The following is a 22,657-nucleotide window of genomic DNA, read 5'->3' on the forward strand; positions in this document are numbered from 1 at the left end:
GCGCAAACCGCAGGAGGCGTCTTTGCAATGGCGGCGCTGCCCGGCAGTATTCGTTTTGCAATAGCCGCAGACAACGGGGTTGTCACCAGCGATGAATTTCTGTGGCTGGAAGATCTACAGGGTGAAACCGCGCAACGGTGGGTAAAACAGGAAAACCAGCGCACCATCGCGCGTTATACTCAGGGGGGAAGCTTTCGTAAGTTAGAGCAACAGGTACTGAATATCCTTAATAAAGACACTCGGATCCCGTGGGTCAATAAGCATGGCGATTACTACTATAACTTCTGGCAGGATCAGGCTAACCCTCGCGGCCTGCTCCGGCGCACCACGCTACAAGAGTACCGTAAGGCCAAACCGGCATGGGAAACTGTGCTGGATATTGACGCACTGGGTAAGGCAGAAGGTAAGGATTGGCTCTACCACGGTTTACAGCCTCTGGCCCCAGAATATCGCTACTGCCTGATGAAACTATCACCGGACGGAGGAGACGCTGTCGAAATCCGTGAATTTGATCTGGAGACTAAGCGGTTCGTTGAGGGGGGATTCAATGTCCCCGTCGCCAAAAGCAGAGTGTCATGGATTGATAAAGACACCGTGTTTATCGCTACTGATTTTGGTCCCGGGTCAATGACTCAGTCCGGCTATGCGCGAATCGCTAAACGCTGGCAGCGCGGTACACCATTGAGTGCAGCCGAAACACTGTATGAAGCCAAACCGGAAGATATGGCGGTATTCGCCTATCGCGATCGCACTTTCGGCTTTGAGCGTGATTATGTAGGCCGTAGTCTGGATTTTTATCGTCGTGAATATTTCTTACTGACAAAACAGAATCAGAAAGTCAGGATTGATATCCCCGAAGACGCAGAGATTAATAGCCACCGTGAATGGCTTTTGATAAGGCCGAGTAAAGACTGGGATGTGGGAGGGAAACGCTATCCGTCCGGTGCTTTGCTGGCAGCGAACTTCGACGATTATTTGGCAGGTAAGCGTGAGTTACAGGTGCTTTTCACGCCCAATGAGCAGACAGCGCTGAGTGGCTACAGTAGTACGCGTGATCACCTTATCCTCAGCATTATGGATAATGTCGTAAACCGGCTTGAAGTATTAACGCCGCAGGGTAATAGCTGGCAACGGCAACCTCTGGGCAATCCGGGTAGTATGAGCAATATTTCTGCCACCGGTATTGATGAGGAAACCAATGATTACTTCCTGACCATCAATAATTTCCTGCATCCGGCTTCGCTGTATATTGGCAACCTTGACAGCAGTGAAACGGAGCTACTGAAACAGGGACCGAAGGATTTTGATGCTGGTAACTATCAGGTCAGCCAACATTTTGCCCGTTCCAAAGACGGAACCCGTGTGCCGTATTTCCAGATCGCAGCTAAAGGCCTTAAACTGAACGGCAGTAATCCGACGCTGCTGAATGGTTACGGAGGCTTCGAAATATCGCTACTGCCAAACTATATAGGCACTGAAGGACTAACCTGGCTGGGGCGTGGTGGTGTTTATGTCGTTGCCAATATCCGTGGCGGTGGTGAATATGGCCCGGCCTGGCATCAGGCCGCTCTCATGCAAAATCGCCACCGCGCCTATGAAGATTTCGCTGCGGTAGCGCAAGATCTGATTACACGAAAAGTAACATCATCAAAACATCTTGGAGCTCGTGGCCGCAGCAACGGTGGTTTGCTGGTCGGCAATATGCTGACTTTGTATCCACAACTGTTCGGTTGCATAGTCTGTGGTGTACCTCTGTTGGACATGCAGCGTTATAGCCAGCTTTCCGCTGGGGCCTCATGGATTGCCGAATACGGCGATCCGAGCCAGCCGGATCAGTGGGCATATATCAAAACCTTCTCGCCGTATCACAATATTAAGGAACACGTGGCCTATCCGCCCGTATTGTTCTACACCGCAACCAGTGATGACCGGGTCCATCCGTCGCATGCACGTAAAATGGCAGCACGTATGCAGAAAATGGGTTACCAGCAAGTCTATTTTTATGAAAATACCGTGGGAGGACACAGCGCTGCGGCCGATAAAAAACAGACAGCATTCCAGAATACAATGTTCAGTGAATTTATGTGGTCTCATCTGAATAACAGAACACCGAAGACGTGAACGTAAGGTAAACAATTCTGAGTTATTAATTTTGACAATATATTTTTGAGATAGGGAGTTAGCTACTGGTAGCTAACTCTTTTTTGTGAGGTATTTTAGTAGGATAAAGAAGAGAAAAGAGAAATTACCACCCTGCTGGCAGATAACCGAACAATGAAGCGATGGCATACACTGCACTGGCCAAATACAGCAGCACAATGCTTATTTGCAGCAATGGATGCGTGATCCAGCTGCATTGCCAGCATGGAGTATGATCGCCGTATTTCCGTGCACCACGTAAAATCAATATCGGCATGATTGATAAAATCATACCACTGAATACACCAGCGAAATACAGAGCATTAACAAATGATACGAGTCCACTGTAAGCCAGCACGAACGGCGGTACAGCCACCAACAACAGTACGCCGAAACGACGCAGTGGTTGTTCGTCATTACCCAGCCGGAATTTATCGAAGATATTAGTCAGGAAACTGCCGCCCAGTCCCCAGTAAGAGGTTAAGATTGCACATAATGCAAACAAATTAGTAGAGAAGAATGCCCACTCTCCCAACGCTTGTCCCCAGGAAATCGTCACTACCTCAGAGATATTGTCCAGACCATTAAGCGCGATCACAGACATCGGCACCATCGCTAGCAGCACAAAGATCACTGCCATACCAATAATAATCGCCTTCGGTAGTTGTTCTGGCTTATCGGCAAAGCCACGCGCCATTTCCGGCACGATATACTGTGCCGAAAAACTAAACACCACAACATTGAATAATGGCACCATAAAAAGCCAGTCACCATCCAGCAGATAGCGCATCTGGGTAGTATCTTTCAGCAACGTTGCCACTACTAACGTTAATAGCATGACCAACATGCCAATACTGATCAATTTTTCACCACGACCAATTGCTTTCAGTCCGAGGTACAATACTCCTGCTGCTGGTACGAAGAACAACAGGCTACCTAATGTCGGTGAAATACCCAGCAGCGACTGCAACAGTTTGCCACTGCCGCTCATATAGGCGGTCAGTGCACCAACACTGTTGATACATACTGAAAAAAACATCACCCAAGCACCCACCCCACTGACATATCGCCTTGCCAGTCCACTAAGTTGTAAGTGAGCGCGGGTGCGCAGCGTAGATTCGGCAACATACAGCATAGTAATGGTGGTCAGCACCCCCACCAGCACCAGCCAGAACATCAGTGGCAAAAAGCCGGCCTTTCGTGAAGCATAAGCAATAGACAGCAAACCTGCACCGATATTGGTGCCGACTATCATTGCGACACCTTCGAGAAAACTCAGTGACTTACCGGGAACTGGCGCTGACTCTCCAGAGGCAAGCGCCGAAGAAATACTGGTGTTATCAGAAGACATTCATCCTCCTTTATCCCGGTGCGTTAGCCACCGGGGATAGGTTAATTTCACGGTGGTCAATGGCTCACATCGATACACAGGTATTTCAGCTCCAGATATTCCTCAATTCCGTAGCACAACCCTCCACACCAGAACCCTTACTGCTTCTCACCGTCGAGCAGATCACATTCACGAAACGGAAACAAATACGATTTAGTTCTTATAATCCGAGTCTAATTAATACGCTTTTTCTTTTAGATAATTATCCGTATTAAAGTTTAGTGGAAAAAAACAGAGAAAATCCCAAATAGTTATAAAAATGTTAACCTAGTGATAACCGTGTGATTTTATCAAATAAAATCAACAAATAAGAAATTGAAAAGAAGATAGGTATTCAGTAAATATAGAAGGAATATGAATACCTTTTAGTTATTATCACAGGCATATATGAAAACGCTTAATGACTATTATTTTTCTGCTCATGAAATTAAAGAAGAATACAAAACACTATTTAAAAATCATGAGTTATTCTAAATCCTATTTTTATTAGCCTGTTGCAAAAAAGGAATATCCGTTGAAAATCTTGCGCTCTGTGCATCACGTTCATAACCTTGATGCTCACACAAAATATGATAAAGCTCAGGCCTACGCCCATGTATCCAGCGCCGCCCTGTGGACATAGTCAACAATTCTAAATCAAGGCTGACACTTATCATGATATTTTCAAAAGAAGTAGTTTCTTCAATAATACGACCATAGGGATCGATAACCATAGCATTGCCTGTACGGATTTCTCCGTTATCCAACCCAACGCCATTGCTAAACAAGATAAATAAACCATTATCATGTGCCCGTGCAGGTAACCAGCGCATTAACCAGCCGCGACCATTATCGCCACGAAATGCAGCCTCCAGAGCATCTGGATTTTTGTACCTGTTTTCCCAGAGAGTAACCGGAATTGGTTTCATGCCGTAAGGGCTACGAGAATGAGTGCCTCCCGTCTGGTGAGGAGCCATCAGGATATCAGCACCAAGAAGTGCTGTTGCCCGTACATTTTCAACCAAATTGTTATCCCAACAGATAAGAACTCCAACTTTTACTCCCCAAGGGGTATCAAACACAGTAAAACTATTCCCACTAGCGAAATCAGGGCGCTCAAATGCATGAAGTTTGCGATGCACATGTATCTGACCATCAGGCATACATACCGCGTAAGCATTATAAAACTGCTCATCTTCGCCCAGTTCGATAAGTCCTGCACCTATTGCCATTTCATATTTTTTTGCCAGTAAAATGATACGTGACAAAGATGGGCTACCATCGATTCGTTCAGCCAGAAGCATCACTTCTTCGCCTGTCAGATCTGGCACATGCCAGTAACCGGTAATGCACATTTCAGGGAAAGCCAGTATTTTTATACACTGTTCTCCAGCCTGATGAATGAATTCTTCCATAACCGATAAGTTATATTGCTTGTCATTAGCTCGATGGCAGAACTGAACGGTGCTCGATGGCAGAACTGAACGGTAGCTACCTGAATACTCTGTTTCATAACACGTCTCCTCAACCAGAAAGTGATGAGTATTTCACCAAATAGACAACGCACTGTATAATCACAATTTTTCTGAATTTGATAACTAACTGGAATGGATATAAAACTACTACGTGCATTCGCCATTCTGGCTCAGAAAGGGCAATATCGCGCAGCGGCGGAAATTCTTTGTCTGACACAACCGGCTCTGACAAAACAAATTCAGACACTGGAGAATCTTGTCGGATTTAAATTGTTTAAACGTGGGCGTCACGGTGCCAGACTAACAACTGCCGGGCAGCAACTTTTGTCTAGGGCTTGCGAATTACTCAAGCAGCATGATGATTTCCGCGAATTTGTGAGCCAGATGCAGAAAGGAAATGTTGGTAAATTACTTCTGGGATTCGGTGTATCGGCATTTCAGCTTGCTCCTGTCAAGGTAACAGCTTTTCGCAACTTGTTTCCTGATGTGGAAATTTTCTTGAACGACATTCCCTCCGAAGTGCAATACCAGATGCTACTGGAAGGCGAACTTCAAGCCGGGTTCGTACGTCTTCCTGTACCGGAGAAACTGAAAGCAGAATCACTAATGGAAGAAAAACTGGTTCTTGCTGTAAATACAACGCTTCACATAGACCCAACCAATATTCAGAATGTACTGGATGCACATCAACTTCTGCAAATTTCGCCACATCGCGGACATGGGCTAGTAGCTCAGATAGCCATTTTTCTCAGAGAGAATAAGCTTAATGCCAGAATTGTATCTGCTGCTGATGATATTCAGACTTTACTGGCACTGGTTGCTGCCGGAAATGGGGTTGCTTTACTGCCAGCCGGAGTCAATCATATTTTACCTGTGGGCGTAAAGCTCGTGCCCCTCGATGGGATATACACTAAATGGCAAATAGGGATCGCCTGGAATCCAGAAATTAAGGATTGCTTGCGGGATAACTTCATTAATATGGTATTGACGCCCTCTCCACTTTAAAAATTCAGTCATGCAAAGCCTTATCTCCAAAATCTGGAGATTCTAAGAGTTGGTTATGAATAAAATTATTAACCAACTCTTACTCTATTTTTCAGCAATATTTTTTAGTATTGCGGGTTACTTCACCAAAGCTTCCGCAGTATCATTTTTACCTTTCGGCTGCTTTGCCATTTGATATGTCACTAATGCCCCGGTTGAACAAATGAACATAGTGAGAGCAATCCCTGACAAGGTTCCATTATTTAATAAACCCACTAATAAACCTGCCAATCCACCAAACAGATACTGAATCATCCCTAAAACAGCAGATGCAGTTCCTGTTTCAACCCTTGAGACGCTATTCATCGTAACGGATATTCCATTCCCGAATAATAAGCTAAGTGTTGCTACTGACATAAATAGCAATGGAATGACGAAGTATATTGATGTTAATCCTGTAGTTACCGAAATCAGCAATAGCATGACAAAAAACAGGTTCGCCAATAAAGACCATTTCAGTACAACAGCAGCTTTATAGAATTTCAGTAATTTCATATTAATGAAACCGAAGAAGACCATACCAACCGCATTGGCTGCAAAGAAATAACTGTATACTTTAGGCGTGAATCCAAAGTGATTCAGAAAAATAAATGCTGATGAATTTATATAGGCAAACAGTGTTCCCATAACGAAACTTGAAGACAATACATTCATAAGGAAATATGAGTTTTTAGTAACTTTAATATATGAATATAATTGCTTTGACAGGCTACCCGTTTCTCTGTTCTCTTTCGGCAGAGATTCCGGAATAAAACGATATGCAGCAATAAGTGTGAAAAACGATAAAGCAAATAACATCAGGAATATCGCTCTCCAGCCAAAAGCAGAAAGAAGGACACTACCTAATGGTGGGGCAATTATTGGACCAATAACAACGATTTGCATCAAAATTGTAAAGAGACGTGCCGAAGTATGTGCATCGCATGTATCAGAGATGATTGCTCGAGGGACGACTAAAGTAACAGCTCCTGATAACCCTTGAACAATCCTGCCTATATTGAAAAGCACAATGTCATCGGTGGTTGAAGTGAGTAAAGATGCCAGTGAAAAAATAAGAATACCTAATAATAAAGGTGTTCTTCGGCCATAATGATCAATCACGGGTCCTAACATTCCCTGCCCGATAGCTAACCCCACTAAAAACAGGGATAATGAAGTTTCTACCTTAACAAGATCTGTATTTAAACTTTCTTTTATCGCATTAAATGCTGGCAAATACATATCGATTGCCATCACATCAAAAGCAGTCATTAACGCTAACAAAAACAGGGCAAATACCGGTATTTTATTTTGCTCAAATCTACTCATAACCTTATCTAATCTTCTCTATGCTGCACGAAAACGATAATTGTACATAAGTACAATTATTCACACAACCGAGCTGAACAATGTGGAAGATAAAAACTCACGTACAGTAGAGTTATAAACAAAAGGTTGTTTTTGGTGGAGTAAATTCCTTTCCGACGAATTTATTGCTTCCCTGCCCGTCGCTGCGTATCCTGAAATTCATTGAGCAGATACATACTCAATCTGACAAAATTTTGCTGATAAATGGCCTGATGTACTCTTTTTTGCTGAAATTAATATCTCCGGTTAATAGAGACTGAAGGAAAAAAGCATCTAAAACAGCGGTGAGCGCTTTGGCTTTTGATTCATCGTTAGTGATGTATTGAGAAATGATATCTTTTGTTGCCTGCATCCAGTTAACGGCAAGTGGCCTTAAAGATGGCCGGGAGATAGCCGCAACGTAAAGCTCATATTCTGACTTTAAGCGTGAATAATCTGCGAATGTCCATGAGATGAACTCAGTCAGATTTTCGGCCGGATCTTCAAACAGCGACTGTTGAAACCAGTTGTGTGACAACTCAATGAAGTTATTGAAGTATTTTCCTAGCGCCGCACTTAACATATCATCCAGTGTTTTAAAATAATATGTTGTTGTTCCAAGCGGAACTCCTGCTTCTGATGCCACCGCCCGATGATTACACTCATAAATACCATCCCGGCAAATAACAGCCTGAACGGCATCAAGAATTTGATTATATTTTGCTTTCCCCTTTGGGCTAAGTTCCTCATACATATCTGCACACCAATTTAATATCTTACTTTTTAAAAGGTCGTAGAAAATAACATTATTTCAATTAAAGGCAACACACCAAACAGAATTCAGATTTCATCGCGATGATAGGCTCCATCCCTGAAGCCACTCTTCTCTCGTCGTTCACGATAAGATTTTATCCATAAAACTGGCTGATACTCTCTTTTTCCTGACCAGACACGATGACATTGAGCAATCGTTCATAATGTTTTGCTAAACTCTCAATGACTTCTTCTGTATACAACTCTGGATTGTAATTCAGCTCACACCCGATACTTTCCGGCATATATAATAAATTCATCCCGAGTGATTCAAAAGGAATTACATCAGTTTCTATCAGTTCAACATCAAGATTTGGTAATGATAATTTTTCATCTTTAGATATATCGATGAAATCATACATGCTTTGTGCATCCATATAATTGAACAGGACATTAAAAATATTTTCTCTTGCCTTTTCTCCCACTGCTTCAATCACCACAGACATATGAATATTTGAATTTTCTATGGCTCGATAAATTGACTGACTAACCTGCTTAATGATTTCTTGCAGGCTCATACCCTTATTGATATTCGATTTTACTATTAGATCACCTAAGAATAACCCTATTGTCTGATGATTTTCTATGCGAGTACGATCAGCTTTTGGTGAGGTAACGATATGTTGTGATTCACCGGAATGCATAAACAGACATGTATGGAACAAAGCCATGAATAACATGTAAGGTGTAATCTTATGAGTTTCACAATATTGTAAGGCGGCTCTATCAAGGGAATTAGGTATTTTTATATGACGGGAGCAATATCGATATTTTGAAGCCAAGTGTTTTCTGAAGGGAGCCGGAAAATCGCGGTCAGAATTGACATCAGAAAATTGTTGTTGCCAGAATTTAATCTGTTTTTTAGCTTCCTCAGTCGCATGGAGGTCTTGTAAGTCATAAACATAGCCAGAATATTGCATAGGAACAGGCGGCAATGTATTTTCTTTCCCTTGTGAATAAGTCGTATATAATTTCTTAAACTCATTCATAATGATATTAACAGACCATCCATCAGAAATAATATGATGGACATCAATAAGCAATATGGTGACTTTTTCCGAAACAGGTAGTAAGAATGTCCTGATTAATGGGCCATTATAAACATCAAAAGGTGTTCTTAATTTCTCTTCCCAGAGTCTATTAATTTCAATAGAAATTTCTTCTCTTTTTATTTCTCTTGGTAATGCTTCAATAACTTGTAAGTTAACTTTCATATTCTCATCAGGCTGCATGAAAATATTATTATTTTCTTTATAAAACCTAAAGCGTAAACTTTCATGCCGTTCAAAAATAGTGCTTAAACTTTTTTCTAATGCACCTTTATCCAGTTCTCCCTCCATGAGCAAAGCAATTGGCACATGAAAACAATCTTCCAACAATTCTTCTTGAACAAAATACCAATACATTTTCTGACAATAAGAAATCGGTATTTTTTTATCAGATTTATTGTGTGTTGTCTTAGGTGAAGACATTTCATGCCTATTACTATGACGAATCAGACTTGCAATCTGTGCAATGGTTGGATTGGCAAATAACTGATGCATGGTGAAATTTTTGTCTAACGTATTTTTTATTGAAGCAACTATTTTAACAGCCAGAAGTGAATGGCCTCCGAGCGAGAAGAAATGATCATAAATACCCACTTGATTGATTTTTAAATGCTCTTGCCACAACTGACTAAGTTTTTCTTCAATCTCATCTCTCGGTGCGATATAAACCTGACGATGTAAATCACTTTCATCTGGGATAGGTAACGCTTTTTTATCCACTTTATTATTAAAATTCAGTGGAATACGCTCTAACGGGATATAGAGGCTCGGGATCATATAATCAGGTAATTGCTTTTTCAGAGCCGACTCCAATAACTCCGTAAGTTCTCCACCAATAGCGGGAAGCTGTGGATAATTGGCCAAATGAGTTTGATTGTAATCTGAACGTGCTTGTATTTGAGGTAAGTCACCACGGCTGAAAATCACATCGAGTAAATCAGGTTGTTGTTGTGACCATGTAAGTTCACACTGGTAACCACACTGTTCTGCATATTGCAGTAAAGATTCAAGAGCAGAAACCTGCTCTGCTATTTCAGGAGAAAAACTGCCGGCATTTTTGGGTGGAAAAATAATCTGATCAGATGACCAATGGCGTAGCCCTTCCGCTAAATCAAAATCATCTTTGATACGGGCATTAGGAATACCTGAGACGCCAAATGTATCGAATTCGCCTATCTCTAACGTATTCCGAAGATCTTCAAGAGAATTAAAATCTTTCCAAATCCTCGTTGGATCGCAACATAATTCTGTATTTTTATCACATTTATATAATATGACATCATAATGATAACGCAGCATTTGGTTGTCACCCACACCACGTTTAACCAGAATATCCACTCTTCCAATTTCCGGGTAACGTGTCGGCAATTGTGCAAAATAGGTCGGACTAATTAAAAACTCATTTTCTTGCTGTAAACGCCGTTGAATGTAATTTGCCAACGTACCTACCGAAATATGTTGGTCATTCAGACGATCTCTCTCAATAGCTGTGATATGTGCAGTTAATAAATCTAAGTTACGAATATCCCCCAGAAGAATTTTCCCGCCATTTTCAACCGCAGGTAATAACTGCGTAATGACTTTTTCCAGATATTGAACATTGGGGAAATATTGGACAACAGAGTTAATTACGACCGAATCAAACTGATCAGGAGTGATTACACCTAAATTCAGAGCATCACCTCTTCTTAATTCTACGTGCGACCAACCACGTTTTTGCAAAATATTTTGGTGACGTGCCAATACTTCGGCTGAAATGTCAGTTGCTAATACTGATTCACATTGCCCGGCATAGCGATACAGCAATAAGCCGGACCCACAGCCAATCTCCAATAATCGTCGGGATTGCAGAGAGTTTATCCGCTGCATGGTCCCCGTTCGCCACTCTTCCATTTGTTCCAAGGCAATCGGCTGTTCAGTATAGCTGTTCACCCAGCCGCTAAAATCACTGTCATCATCGCACTTATCAATAGTGTCAGTAGTCGTATTTTCTGCTAGTTCCTGACGATACTGGTTATCAAAAATTTCTGTCCAACTTTCAAGGTAATCGACATTAAACTCAGTAGCTTTCTCCGCCAGCCAGTTGGTACTTGGACAGACATAAGCAATGAGTTTTTTGTCTTCACTGTCATGACCATTAACGATTACAGCTGCATTACTTAAAATCTCCTGCCCCGCCAGAACCGCCTCTATTTCTCCCAGTTCAATACGGTGGCTGCGAATTTTAATCTGCGAATCAAGTCGGCCAATAAATTCCAATTCACCTTCTGGTGTCCAGCGTACTAAATCGCCAGTGCGGTACAGTCGGTCTGTCGGGTTGGTACTGAAAGGATCACGGATAAATTGTTTTTCCGTGAGATCTGGTGCATTACGGTAACCCCGTGCTAATTGAATCCCACCAATATGTAGTTCTCCAACCGCCCCGAACGGTACCAGATTGCCATCAGAATTCAGGATGCGCATGACAGTATTTGGTAACGGTTTTCCAATCGTTATTCGCTTATCTACTGTCAGTAAGGCGCTGGTTACAATTGAAGTGCATTCAGTTGGACCATAAACATTAAATAGTTTTCTGCCCCACGACCACTCTTCTACAATATGTGGAGCCACAGCCTCCCCTGCCAATAATAAGGTTGAAACCGTGCGCCATTTGTTAAAATCCAGATGTGGTAACAGTGCCGGCGGGAGCACTGCATGAGTGATACGGTGTCTTTCAACTATCTCATCCAGCCATTCAGGGGAACGACGATGTGTTTCTGAAATCAGATATAGCGTGGCACCATAAGCCAGCGTCATTGCCATTTCCAGTACGGCGGCGTCGAAACTCCAGGAGGCAAACTGCAATGCGCGAATATCCACATTTGCGTCAAATAACTCAGCTTGCGCCTGTGCCAGATTCACCCAGCCTTTATGCTCCAGCATCGCTCCTTTTGGACGGCCGGTAGAGCCGGAGGTATAAATGACATAGGCCAGATGATTTTCAGTCAGAGGAAACGGACGATGAGTAATATTAGCTGTGGGTAAATTTCCCACATATGAACGTACCGTTTCCGTATCCAAACAAATAACACGTTGCTGACTGATGGGTAATTTATCAACCAGTGATGTATCGGTGAGAATAAATTCGGCTTCGCTGTGTTCCAGCATATATTGCAAACGGGCCTGCGGGTAACTGGTATCCAACGGCACATAAGCCCCACCAGCTTTAAGAATACCCAGTAGTGTGATCACCGTTTGTAATGACCGGGGAAGACAAATAGCAACCAGAACATCTGGCTGAATACCCTGCTCAATCAAATAATGTGCCAATTGATTAGCCTGCGCGTTAACGGCTTGATAACTTAAAGTATCATCGCCAAAAACCAGCGCCGTTTTTTCAGGAGTTTTCGCCACCTGTTCTTCAAATAGCTCATGGAAGCAACATCCTTGTTGGACATGCTTTTGTCGACCATTTAATTGATGCAGTAAGGTTTGTTTTTCCGTATCACTCAAGATTGGTAATTCATGAACAGAGGGTTCTTTATTGGCTGAAACATCTGCCATCACTTCAACAATACCAGCAAGCAGATATTCATAATTGGCAATGAATCTGTCAATAGTGTTACTGTGGAACAGATTTGCATCATAGAGCCATATTATAGATAATTCGTCTCCTTGCTTTTCTTCATAAACATAAATCTCCAGATCAAACCGCGTCGTTTTAAGTAAATTATCATCCAAATGGGTCAGACTATCCTGCTCCAGCGTTATATTTTGTTGGTTGTTCTGTACCGCAAACATAACCTGAAATATAGGATTATAATTTAAGCTCCGTTCCGGGCTGAGTTTTTCAACCACTAACTCAAAAGGTAGATCCTGATGTTCATAAGCATCCAGAATAGTGCGGCTATTTTGTTTTAACAACTCACTAAAAGTAGGATGACCGGATAAATCTGTCCGGATAGCCAGCGAATTGACGAAAAAACCGATTAACGGCTCAATATCATAATGTCTTCTTCCGGCAAGTCCTGTTCCAATAACGATATCTTTCTCATTACTGTAACGACTAAGTAATACCGCAAAAGCCGTTTCCAGAAACATAAATAACGTCACGTTATGCTTAGCACATAATCCCCTGATTGCTTGGGTCAGATGTGAGGAAATGCGCTGTGTATGAAAACGTCCTCCGATATTTTGTTTCCCTGTTCGTGGGTTATCCAGCGGTATACTATGAACAGGTGAGATTCCAGCCAATTGATTCTGCCAATATGTTAATTGTTTTTCTAACACATTGCCTTGCAACCAGCTCTGTTGCCATTGGACATAATCGGTGTACTGAATTTTTAGTGGTAATAACGGATTTGCCTTTCCCTGACAATAAGCTCTATATAACGTAAAAAACTCACTGAGAAATATTGAAGCGGACCAACCATCAAAGGCAATATGATGTACCGTATAAATAATAAGATAATCATCTTCTGCCAATTTTATTAACCGAAGGCGCAACATCAGGTCTGTGCTAAGGTCAAAGAGTTGATTTTCTTCTTCCTTACTAAACTGCTTTATCTGGTCGTTTTTCTCGGCCTCAGACAACGCAGATAAGTCATAATATGTAATCGGTATATCGTAATCAGCGGCAATAAATTGCCGCGGTTCGTTATTAATAATCTCAAAATAGGTGCGCAACACTTCATGGCGTTCAAGCAACGACTTAACTGTGTCTTCAAACGCCTTTATGTTAATGGCTTCCCGCATCCTGAAATCGAATATACAGTTATACTGAAGACTGCCACCAGCCAGTTGATCGATAAACCACAAACGTTGCTGAGAAAATGAAAGCGGATAATGCTCCGCTTTTTCAGTACGCTGAATATCCTGCAAAAAATGACTCGTCTGAGTCTGTTCTTCTGAATTCAGCTGGTTCAGAAAATCAATCAACTCTTGTTTATGTTGTTTCCACTTATTGAGCAATTCAGTGGGAATGCTGTCACAACTGGTTTCGTATTGTAACCGATTGTTAACAACAAATAGAGCAATCCCCTGCTCTAACGCTTCATCCACAATCTGCGCTGCATCTATCATATTTCACCTCTTAAATATTCCTGAGATGAATTTTGCTCTGCCTGAAAATGTTTTCTTTTTTCTTTGAGTAGATGAATGGTGATAATTTGCGATAATTGTTCAAGAGTCGGATGTTCAAACACACTTCTTAATGGTACTTCTATTCCTAAATCATTGCGTATCGAACTAATAAAACGAGTTGCCTGAAGTGAGTGCCCTCCTAGAGTGAAGAAATTGTCATAAATGCCGACCTGATTAACGTTAAGTAATTTTCTCCACAACTGACTGATTTTAATTTCCATTTCACTTCTTGGAGCGACATAGGTTTGCCGACGTAAATCATCTTCATTTGGGACTGGCAACGCTTTTTTATCCACTTTGTTATTTAACGAAAGTGGCATTCGTTCCAGAGGAATATAGAGACTGGGAACCATATACTCTGGCAATTGCTGTTTCAGGGTTGATTCCAGTAATTCTGAAAGTTCGCCATTAATGGCCGAGATTTGCGGATAATTCGCCAAATGTACCTGATTGTAGTCAGTACGCGCCAGCACAGGAGGTAATTCGCCACGGCTGAAAATAATATCCAGCAAATCAGGTTGCTGTTGTGACCATGTAACGCCACACTGATAACCGCATTGTTCAGCATATTGCAGTAAGGATTCGAGTTCCTGAATCTGTTTTAATGCTTGTGGAGAAAAGCCGCTGGCATTTTCCGGAGGTGTGATTACCTGATTGGCTGGCCAGTGGCGTAACCCTTCTGCCAACACAAACTCATCTTTAACTCTGGCATTAGGAATACCTGAAATACCAAATGTCTCTTCTGTTCCTGCCTGTAGTCTGTTTTTCAGGTTTTCCAAAGAATCAAAATTGTGCCAATTTATCGAACGTTCACAGAGAGATCCTGTATTTTCATCTCTTTTATGTAATATGACGTCATAGCGATAACGCATCATTTCATTGTTACCCACACCCCGCTTCACCAGAATATCAACCCGGCTGATTTCTGGGTGACGTTCCGGCAATTGGGCAAAATAAGTTGGGCTGAGTAAAAATTCTGGTTCCTGCTGTAAACGCCGCTGGATACGGTTTGCCAGCGAACCCACCTGAATACGTTGTCCATTGAGACGACTTTGTTCTATTGCTGTAGCGTGGGCGGTTAAGAGATCTAAGTTACGGATATCACCCAGCAGAATTCTTCCTCCTGTCGTCAATGCAGGTATTATTTGCTCAAACATTTTTTCCAGATACTGAACATTAGGGAAATACTGGACAACGGAGTTAATGACGACAGAATCAAATTCGCCGGCATGTAGTGTTCCTGAATTGAGTGCATCCCCTCTTCTGAGCTCCACATGTGACCAGCCACGCTGTTGCAGCATATGTTGGTGACGGTTTAAAACCTCAGACGATATATCGGTAGCGACTACTGATTCACACTGTTCAGCATAGCGGTACAACAATAATCCACTACCACAGCCAATTTCCAGTAAACGGTGAGGATTCAGGGAGTCAATCCGCTTCATTATGTCAGCTAACCATTCTTCCATTTGTGCAACGGCAATTGGCTGTTCAGTGTAACTGTTCATCCAGCCACCGAAATCACTTTCTGCTGTCACTCCCTCACTGATATCTTCTTTCTGGGTAGTCTCCATTGTGGGTTGACGGTATTGCTCATCAAAAATTTCTGTCCAGTTATTAACACTGTGTGCATTAAATTCAATGGCTTTTTCACCTAACCACTCTGTGCTTGGGCAAACATATGCAATGAGTTTTTTATCTTCATCCTGACCATAAGCGATCACAGCAGCACTACTTAAGGCGTTATGCTTACTCAAAACAGATTCTATTTCACCTAACTCTATACGATGGCTACGAATTTTAACCTGAGAGTCAATGCGACCGATAAAGTCCAATTGACCATCGTGTGTCCAGCGAACTAAATCGCCAGTACGATACAGTCTGTTTTCCTGCTCATTAGTTGAAGGCGAGCTGAATGGATCACGAATAAATTGTTTTTCTGTGATTTCCGGTGAGTTACGATAACCCCGTGCCAATTGAACACCACCGATATGCAACTCTCCGATAACTCCCATAGGAACCAGATTACCTTCTGGATCAAGAACCCGCATGACTACGTTAGGTAAAGGTTTTCCAATAGTAATACGTTCGTCAGTTAATAAAGCCGTAGTGACGATAGAGGTACATTCTGTCGGGCCATACACATTGAACAATTGTCTGTTCTGCGACCACTGAACAGCGATTTGCGGTAGCACGGCTTCACCGGCCAGAAGTAATGTTGAAACAGAATGCCATTTATCAAAATTAAGATGAGGAAGCAACGCAGGTGGCAAGACTGCATGAGTTATCTGATGTTTTTCAACAAGTTCATCCATCAATTCAGGGGAACGCCGCTGAGTTTCAGAAATAAGATACAGTGTTGAGCCATAGGCTAATGTCATAGACATTTCCAAAATCATGGCGTCAAAACTCCAGGAGGCAAACTGCAATACATGAATATTTGAGTTAACGTCAAATAAAACATCCTGTGAGAGAGCCAGATTCACCCACCCTTTATGCTCCAGCATAACGCCTTTCGGTTTGCCGGTTGAGCCAGAAGTATAAATGACATAAGCCAGATTATTTTCTGTCAGTGGATATGGACGCTCATTCTCGGTGATATTAACCCCAGGCATTTGTTGTAACTGCAATTGTATCGTATCAGTATCTAAACAAATGACTTTCTGCTGCGTGATAGGCAGTTTTTCTACCTCTTGCGTTTCAGTCAGGATAAATTCAACTTCACTGTGCTCTAGCATGTATTGGAGACGGGCTTTCGGATAGCCAGGGTCTAAAGGTACATAAGCCCCACCCGCTTTAAGAATCCCCAGCAGCGCTACAACCGCCTGTAATGATCTTGGTACACAAAGCGCAACCAGCGTATCCGGTTTAATACCCTGCTGAATCAAGTAATGTGCTAATTGATTGGACTGCTCATTTAACGACTGATAACTCAGGGAATCAGTACCAAAGATCAATGCATTCTTTTCAGGGTGTATTAATACCTGATCTTCGAAGAGTTCGTGGAAACATTTCCCGGTTGGATAAGGAACCTGTGGTTCACCCCACTCATGAAGTAAGGTGTTTCGTTCAGAGTCTGCCAGTAATGGAATATCATGGACTGATGGTTCGCTGTTACCGGTATGATGCTTCATCACATTAACAATGTTAGTCAGCAGCGTTTCGTAATTGACCAGTAGTCTGTCGAGAGTAGCGTGATTGAATAGGCTTGAATCGGCAATCCACTGTATGAATAGCTCACCTTCATATTTCTCTTCATATATGTGGACTTCCAAATCAAATCGGGTCGTCAACAATGAGTGTTCTTCTGTTTCAACGAGAATATCCTGTTCGAGCGTTGCATCTCGCTGGTTATTCTGTACTGCAAATATGATCTGGAAGATAGGATTATGGTTTAATTGTCTCTCTGGGCTGAGTTTTTCCACTACCATCTCAAAGGGCAGATCCTGATGTGCATAAGCGTCCAGAATAGTTCGGCTGTTCTGCTTTAAGAGTTCACTGAATGTAGGCTGGCCCGATAAATCTGTTCGGATCACCAGTGAATTGACAAAAAACCCAATTAACGACTCAACATCACGATGTCTTCTTCCTGCAACCGGCATCCCAACCAAAATATCTTTTTCGCTGCTGTAACGACTTAGCAACACAGCAAAAGCGGTTTCCAGAAACATAAATAACGTGACTTTATGTTTGGCACATAGAGTTCTTATTTCCTGAGTCAACGTCTTTGAAATTCGTTGTGGGTAAACGTTTCCTTCAAGATTTTGTTTTTCCGGACGTGGATTATCCAAAGGAAAACGATGAAGTGGAGAGATACCTGATAACTGGTTTTGCCAGTAATCTAATTGTTTATCGAGAATATCACCCTGTAACCACTCTCGCTGCCACTGGGCATAATCGGTATATTGAGCTTTTAATGGAGGAAGAGGATTACTTTCTCCCCGGCAATATGCCCGATATAAGGTAAGCAGTTCACTAAAGAATATCGCGATTGACCAACCATCACAGGCAATATGGTGGATTGTATAAAGAATGATATAGTCATCTTCTGCCAGTTTCAGTAACTGAATACGAAGCATCAGGTCAGTGCTGAGATTGACAGACTGTTTCCACTCTTCTTCACCCCGTTGTTTAACCTGACGTTCCTTCTCAGATTCTGAAAGTGAGGATAGATCATGCATTGTAATAGGCAAATCATAGGAAGTGGCGATAATCTGCCGTGGTTCGTCATTAATGACTTTGAAATAAGTACGTAATGACTCATGACGTTCAAGCAATGTAGCGATTGCAGCTTCAAAAGCATTGAAGTTAATCGATTCCCTCAATCGAAAATCACCTGAGCAATTATATTGCGGGCTGCCATTAGTGAATTGATCTATTAACCACAACCGTTGCTGAGCAAATGAGAGTGGATAGTGTTCAGCACGCTCATAACGCGGAATATCTGGCAGTCGGTGAGTATCCATATCGTCTTCTGAATCTATCTGATTCAGAAAATCAATCAATTCTTGTTTGTACTGTTTCCATTCTTCAAGTAATTCAGGAGGAATACTGTCACGATTCGTTTTATATTTTAGTTTGTTATCAATAACAAACAGAGTGATCCCTTGATTTAACGCTTCATTGATAATTTGTACTGCATTCTTCATATATCACCTTCCAATAGTTTCTCTGTTATTTCTTGTTCAGTGTGAAAATGCTTTCTCTTTTCTTTGAGGAGATGAATTGCAACTATCTGTGATAACTGCTCAAGTGTCGGATGTTCAAAGACACTGCTTAGTGGTATTTCAATATCAAGTTCATTGCGTATTGAACTGATAAGACGAGTTGCCTGAAGGGAATGGCCGCCCAGAATAAAAAAGTTGTCATGAATACCGAGCTGACTAATACCCAGCAGCTCTTCCCATAACTGGCCGATTTTTTTCTCTATTTCATTTCTTGGTGCAACATAATCTTGTTGGTGAAAATCACTGCTATTCGGCGCTGGCAACGCTTTTTTATCCACTTTGTTATTGAGTGTCAGTGGCATTTGTTCTAGAGGAATATAAAGGCTGGGAACCATATATTCGGGTAATTGTTTTTTTAGTGCAGATTCGAGTAATTTTGAAAGTTCAGCTTTAATCACTGAGTATTGGGAGATATCTTCGGTATCAAATTGCAAGCCTCTTTCTTCCAGCCAGCTGATAGTCGGGCAAACATAGGCAACCAGCCTTTTATCTTTACCTTCTCCACATGTAATAACTACAGCACTGCTTAAAGCTTCATGTCCACTCAGTGCGGTTTCAATTTCTCCTAACTCAATCCTGAATCCTCTTAGCTTGACCTGAGAGTCAATCCGACCGATAAATTCGATATTGCCATCAGATAACCAGCGGACTAAATCTCCCGTTCGGTATAAACGTTGAGGCTGGGATTCATCCGTTTGTTCATTGCAATATTTAATAAATTTGATTGCGTCCATTTCAGGTGCGTTCAAATAGCCCCGCGCCAGTTGAGCACCACCAATACATAATTCTCCCGCAACACCAATAGGCACCTGATTACCTGATGGATCAAGGATACGCATAAGAATATTCGGCAACGGTTTCCCGATTGTAATTTTCTCATCGGTTAATAAGCTTGAAATTACGATGGCTGTACACTCTGTCGGGCCATATACGTTAAACAGCCTCCTATTCTGTGACCAGTAAACAGAAAGTTGTGGAGGTACAGCTTCTCCCCCTAAAAGCAAGGTTGAAACAGAACACCATTTGTTAAAGTTCAGGTAAGGCAGTAAAGCAGGAGGTAATACAGCATGGGTGATTTGGTGTGTTTCAACGATTTCGTCCAGACATTCAGGAGAATGTTGCTGGGCTTCTGAGATTAAGTAAAGTGTTGCGCCATACGCCAGTGTCATAGATATTTCTAAGATCATGGCATCAAAGCTCCATGACGCGAACTGTAATCCCCGGCTATGCGTATCAACACCAAATAATTCCGCTTGTGACAGTGCCAGATTGACCCATCCTTTATGCTCCAACATAACGCCTTTCGGTTTTCCGGTAGAGCCGGATGTATAAATAACGTAAGCCAGATTATTTTCCGTCAGCGGGAATGGGCGTTCAGTAATATTGTCGATAGGCATTTGCTGCAATTGTGACTGTATTGCCTCGGTATCCAAACAGACAACTTTCTGCTGACTAATCGGGAGTTTTTCTATCAGACTCGTTTCTGTCAGAATGAATTCTGCTTCGCTGTGTTCCAGCATATATTGGAGACGGGATACCGGATAATCAGGATCTAACGGCACATATGCACCACCCGCTTTAATGACACCCAGTAGTGCAACTAATGCGCGTATTGAACGGGGAATACAGAGTGCAACTAATGTTTCTGGTTTAATCTTTTGTGCTATCAGATAGTGTGCCAGCTGGTTAGCCTGTTGGTTCAGTTCCTGATAACTCAATGAATCACTGCCAAAAACAATGGCGGTTTTTTCAGGATATCGGGCAGCTTGTTTCTCAAATAACTCATGAAAACAGCCACTATTCTGATTATATTCCTGTCTCCCATTCCATTGGGATAAAGTATGTATTTCAGCTTCAGCTAGCAGTGGAATATCATGAACGGAAGGTTCTTTATATATCAGATCTGAGCCGGTACGTGGTTTCACCACGCTGACAATATTAGTAAGCAGCGTTTCATAACTGGCAATCAATCTTTCAAGAGTAATATCGTTAAATAGACTACTGTCATAAACCCATAAAAGGGATAACCCGCCACCCTCTTCTTCATAAATATGAATTTCTAAATCAAACCGGGTTTTCAAAAGTAGACGTTCTTCGGTCTCAATATTATTATCCCGCACTAATGTCCCATCCCGCTGGGTATTTTCCAGCGTAAACGCAATTTGGAACACAGGGTTATAATTTAGATTCCTTCCCGGACTGATTTTCTCTACCAACATTTGAAATGGCAGATCCTGATGTTCATAAGCATCGATAATAGTGCGGCTATTTCGCTTTAATAATTCACTGAATGTAGGCTGGCCAGATAAATCGGTTCTGATCACCAGTGAGTTAACAAAAAAACCAATCAGAGGTTCAATGTCATGATGAGTTCTTCCTGCAAGTGGCGTTCCGACCAGAATATCTTTTTCATTACTGTAACGGCTCAATAAGACAGCAAAAGCAGTCTCCAGAAACATAAATAATGTGACTTCATGTTGGTGACATAACGCTTTGATCTCCTGTGCCAGAGCTTTTGAGATATGTTGTTCTTTAAGAAGCCCTTTGAAACCCTGTTGTGCTGGCCGTGGATTATCCAGTGGAAAACGGTGCAACGGAGGAATACCTGATAACTGGTTATTCCAGTAATCCAGTTGTTTTTCCAGAATATCCCCTTGCAGCCAGTTTCGTTGCCACTGAGCATAATCACTATATTGGATTTTTAGTTCTGGTAACGGGTTGGTCATTCCCTGAGAGTAAGCCTTATATAATGTGATAAGTTCATAGATAAAGATTTCTATTGACCAGCTATCACAAGCAATATGGTGAATGGTATAGAGAACGACATAATCATTTTCAGCTCGTTTTATTAGCCGAATACGTAACATTAGATCAGCACTAAGATTAAAAACCTGGTTATCCTCTTCTTTGCTGAATTGTTGAATATGGTGTTCTTTCTCATTTTCAGAGAGCATCGTCAAATCATGCTGAGTGATAGGTAAATCATAGGAAGTCACCAGAACCTGCCGTGGTTCGTTATCTATAACCTTAAAGCAGGTGCGTAATGCTTCATGACGTTCGAGTAATGTTTTTACCGCCGTCTTAAAGGCATTTACATTGAGTTTTTCCCGTAATCTCAGATAGCCGGGGCAGTTGTATTGAGGACTGCCATCAGTAAGTTGATCGATAAACCACAAGCGTTGCTGAGCAAATGAAAGTGGATAATGCTCAGCATTGCGATTTCGCTGAATATCCTGCAATTGATATGTTTGTGTTTCTTCTTTTGCATCGAGTTGTTGCAGGAAATCGATCAAATCTTGCCTATAGTATTTCCACTCATTTAATAATTCCTCCGGAATATTATCTCGGCTGGTTTCATATTGTAATCGGTTATCAGCCACAAACAGAGTAATTCCTTGATTTAAAGCCTCATCCACAATTTGAGCGGCATTCTTCATATGTCACCTTTTATATGAAATAATTTAAAACATATTTTATTAATCTTTTTATATAAAAGATTAATCCATCAAATGAGTTTGTTTTAATTATTTTTCTTCAGAAGGATAAATGACCTTATATTTTTAATATGATCTTTAACAAATATTATAAGGCTAT

Annotated in this window: 9 protein-coding genes; 2 read left to right on the forward strand and 7 right to left on the reverse strand. The window is 41.7% G+C overall.

From position 1 onward, the window contains the following. The first annotated feature begins 27 nt into the window (after nucleotides 1-27). Nucleotides 28-2,121 carry a prolyl oligopeptidase family serine peptidase gene (locus AACS90_RS06320; RefSeq protein ID WP_099122191.1) on the forward strand — a complete coding sequence of 698 codons (2,094 nt, stop codon included), beginning with the start codon at nucleotides 28-30 and terminating at the stop codon, nucleotides 2,119-2,121. Between the two features lie 124 nt (nucleotides 2,122-2,245). Here the strand turns inward: AACS90_RS06320 and AACS90_RS06325 are convergent, their stop codons facing one another. Together AACS90_RS06325 and AACS90_RS06330 are read right to left on the reverse strand one after the other, a co-directional pair. Further along, entirely contained in the window at nucleotides 2,246-3,490 is a 1,245-nt protein-coding gene (locus AACS90_RS06325) for an aromatic amino acid transport family protein (protein WP_099122163.1), read from the reverse strand. A 509-nt stretch (nucleotides 3,491-3,999) separates the two neighbouring features. Further along, on the reverse strand, nucleotides 4,000-4,986 hold the full coding sequence (locus AACS90_RS06330) for a nitrilase-related carbon-nitrogen hydrolase (protein ID WP_099122164.1): 987 nt from the start codon (nucleotides 4,984-4,986) through the stop codon (nucleotides 4,000-4,002). A 129-nt stretch (nucleotides 4,987-5,115) separates the two neighbouring features. Between AACS90_RS06330 and AACS90_RS06335 the strand changes: the two genes are divergently transcribed. Continuing rightward, nucleotides 5,116-5,988 carry a LysR family transcriptional regulator gene (locus AACS90_RS06335; RefSeq protein ID WP_099122165.1) on the forward strand — a complete coding sequence of 291 codons (873 nt, stop codon included), beginning with the start codon at nucleotides 5,116-5,118 and terminating at the stop codon, nucleotides 5,986-5,988. Nucleotides 5,989-6,105: 117 nt separating this feature from the next. Here the strand turns inward: AACS90_RS06335 and AACS90_RS06340 are convergent, their stop codons facing one another. From AACS90_RS06340 to AACS90_RS06360, 5 genes are all read right to left on the reverse strand, one after another. Then, entirely contained in the window at nucleotides 6,106-7,335 is a 1,230-nt protein-coding gene (locus AACS90_RS06340) for a multidrug effflux MFS transporter (RefSeq protein WP_099122166.1), read from the reverse strand. 217 nt (nucleotides 7,336-7,552) lie between these two features. After that, nucleotides 7,553-8,107 (reverse strand): TetR/AcrR family transcriptional regulator, encoded by a 555-nt coding sequence (locus AACS90_RS06345; protein ID WP_099122167.1) that lies wholly within the window; start codon nucleotides 8,105-8,107, stop codon nucleotides 7,553-7,555. A 154-nt stretch (nucleotides 8,108-8,261) separates the two neighbouring features. Continuing rightward, nucleotides 8,262-14,276, reverse strand: coding sequence for a non-ribosomal peptide synthetase (locus AACS90_RS06350; RefSeq protein ID WP_099122168.1), 6,015 nt, complete (start codon nucleotides 14,274-14,276; stop codon nucleotides 8,262-8,264). Beyond that, nucleotides 14,273-18,985 carry a non-ribosomal peptide synthetase gene (locus AACS90_RS06355; RefSeq protein WP_241538252.1) on the reverse strand — a complete coding sequence of 1,571 codons (4,713 nt, stop codon included), beginning with the start codon at nucleotides 18,983-18,985 and terminating at the stop codon, nucleotides 14,273-14,275. The genes AACS90_RS06350 and AACS90_RS06355 overlap by 4 nt, the downstream gene beginning before the upstream one ends. Then, nucleotides 18,982-22,500: a non-ribosomal peptide synthetase gene (locus tag AACS90_RS06360; RefSeq protein WP_099122169.1), complete on the reverse strand. Its 3,519-nt coding sequence runs from the start codon at nucleotides 22,498-22,500 to the stop codon at nucleotides 18,982-18,984. The genes AACS90_RS06355 and AACS90_RS06360 overlap by 4 nt, the downstream gene beginning before the upstream one ends. Nucleotides 22,501-22,657: the final 157 nt, after the last annotated feature.

It is taken from the genome of Xenorhabdus sp. KK7.4 (assembly GCF_963876465.1).
Lineage (GTDB): Bacteria > Pseudomonadota > Gammaproteobacteria > Enterobacterales > Enterobacteriaceae > Xenorhabdus > Xenorhabdus stockiae.

Coding starts and splice junctions, on each gene's coding strand:
- AACS90_RS06320 (WP_099122191.1), top strand. CDS start 28: ATGGCGGCGCTGCCCGGCAGTATTCGTTTTGCAATAGCCGCAGACAAC.
- AACS90_RS06325 (WP_099122163.1), bottom strand. CDS start 3,490: ATGTCTTCTGATAACACCAGTATTTCTTCGGCGCTTGCCTCTGGAGAG.
- AACS90_RS06335 (WP_099122165.1), top strand. CDS start 5,116: ATGGATATAAAACTACTACGTGCATTCGCCATTCTGGCTCAGAAAGGG.
- AACS90_RS06340 (WP_099122166.1), bottom strand. CDS start 7,335: ATGAGTAGATTTGAGCAAAATAAAATACCGGTATTTGCCCTGTTTTTG.
- AACS90_RS06345 (WP_099122167.1), bottom strand. CDS start 8,107: ATGTATGAGGAACTTAGCCCAAAGGGGAAAGCAAAATATAATCAAATT.
- AACS90_RS06350 (WP_099122168.1), bottom strand. CDS start 14,276: ATGATAGATGCAGCGCAGATTGTGGATGAAGCGTTAGAGCAGGGGATT.
- AACS90_RS06355 (WP_241538252.1), bottom strand. CDS start 18,985: ATGAAGAATGCAGTACAAATTATCAATGAAGCGTTAAATCAAGGGATC.
- AACS90_RS06360 (WP_099122169.1), bottom strand. CDS start 22,500: ATGAAGAATGCCGCTCAAATTGTGGATGAGGCTTTAAATCAAGGAATT.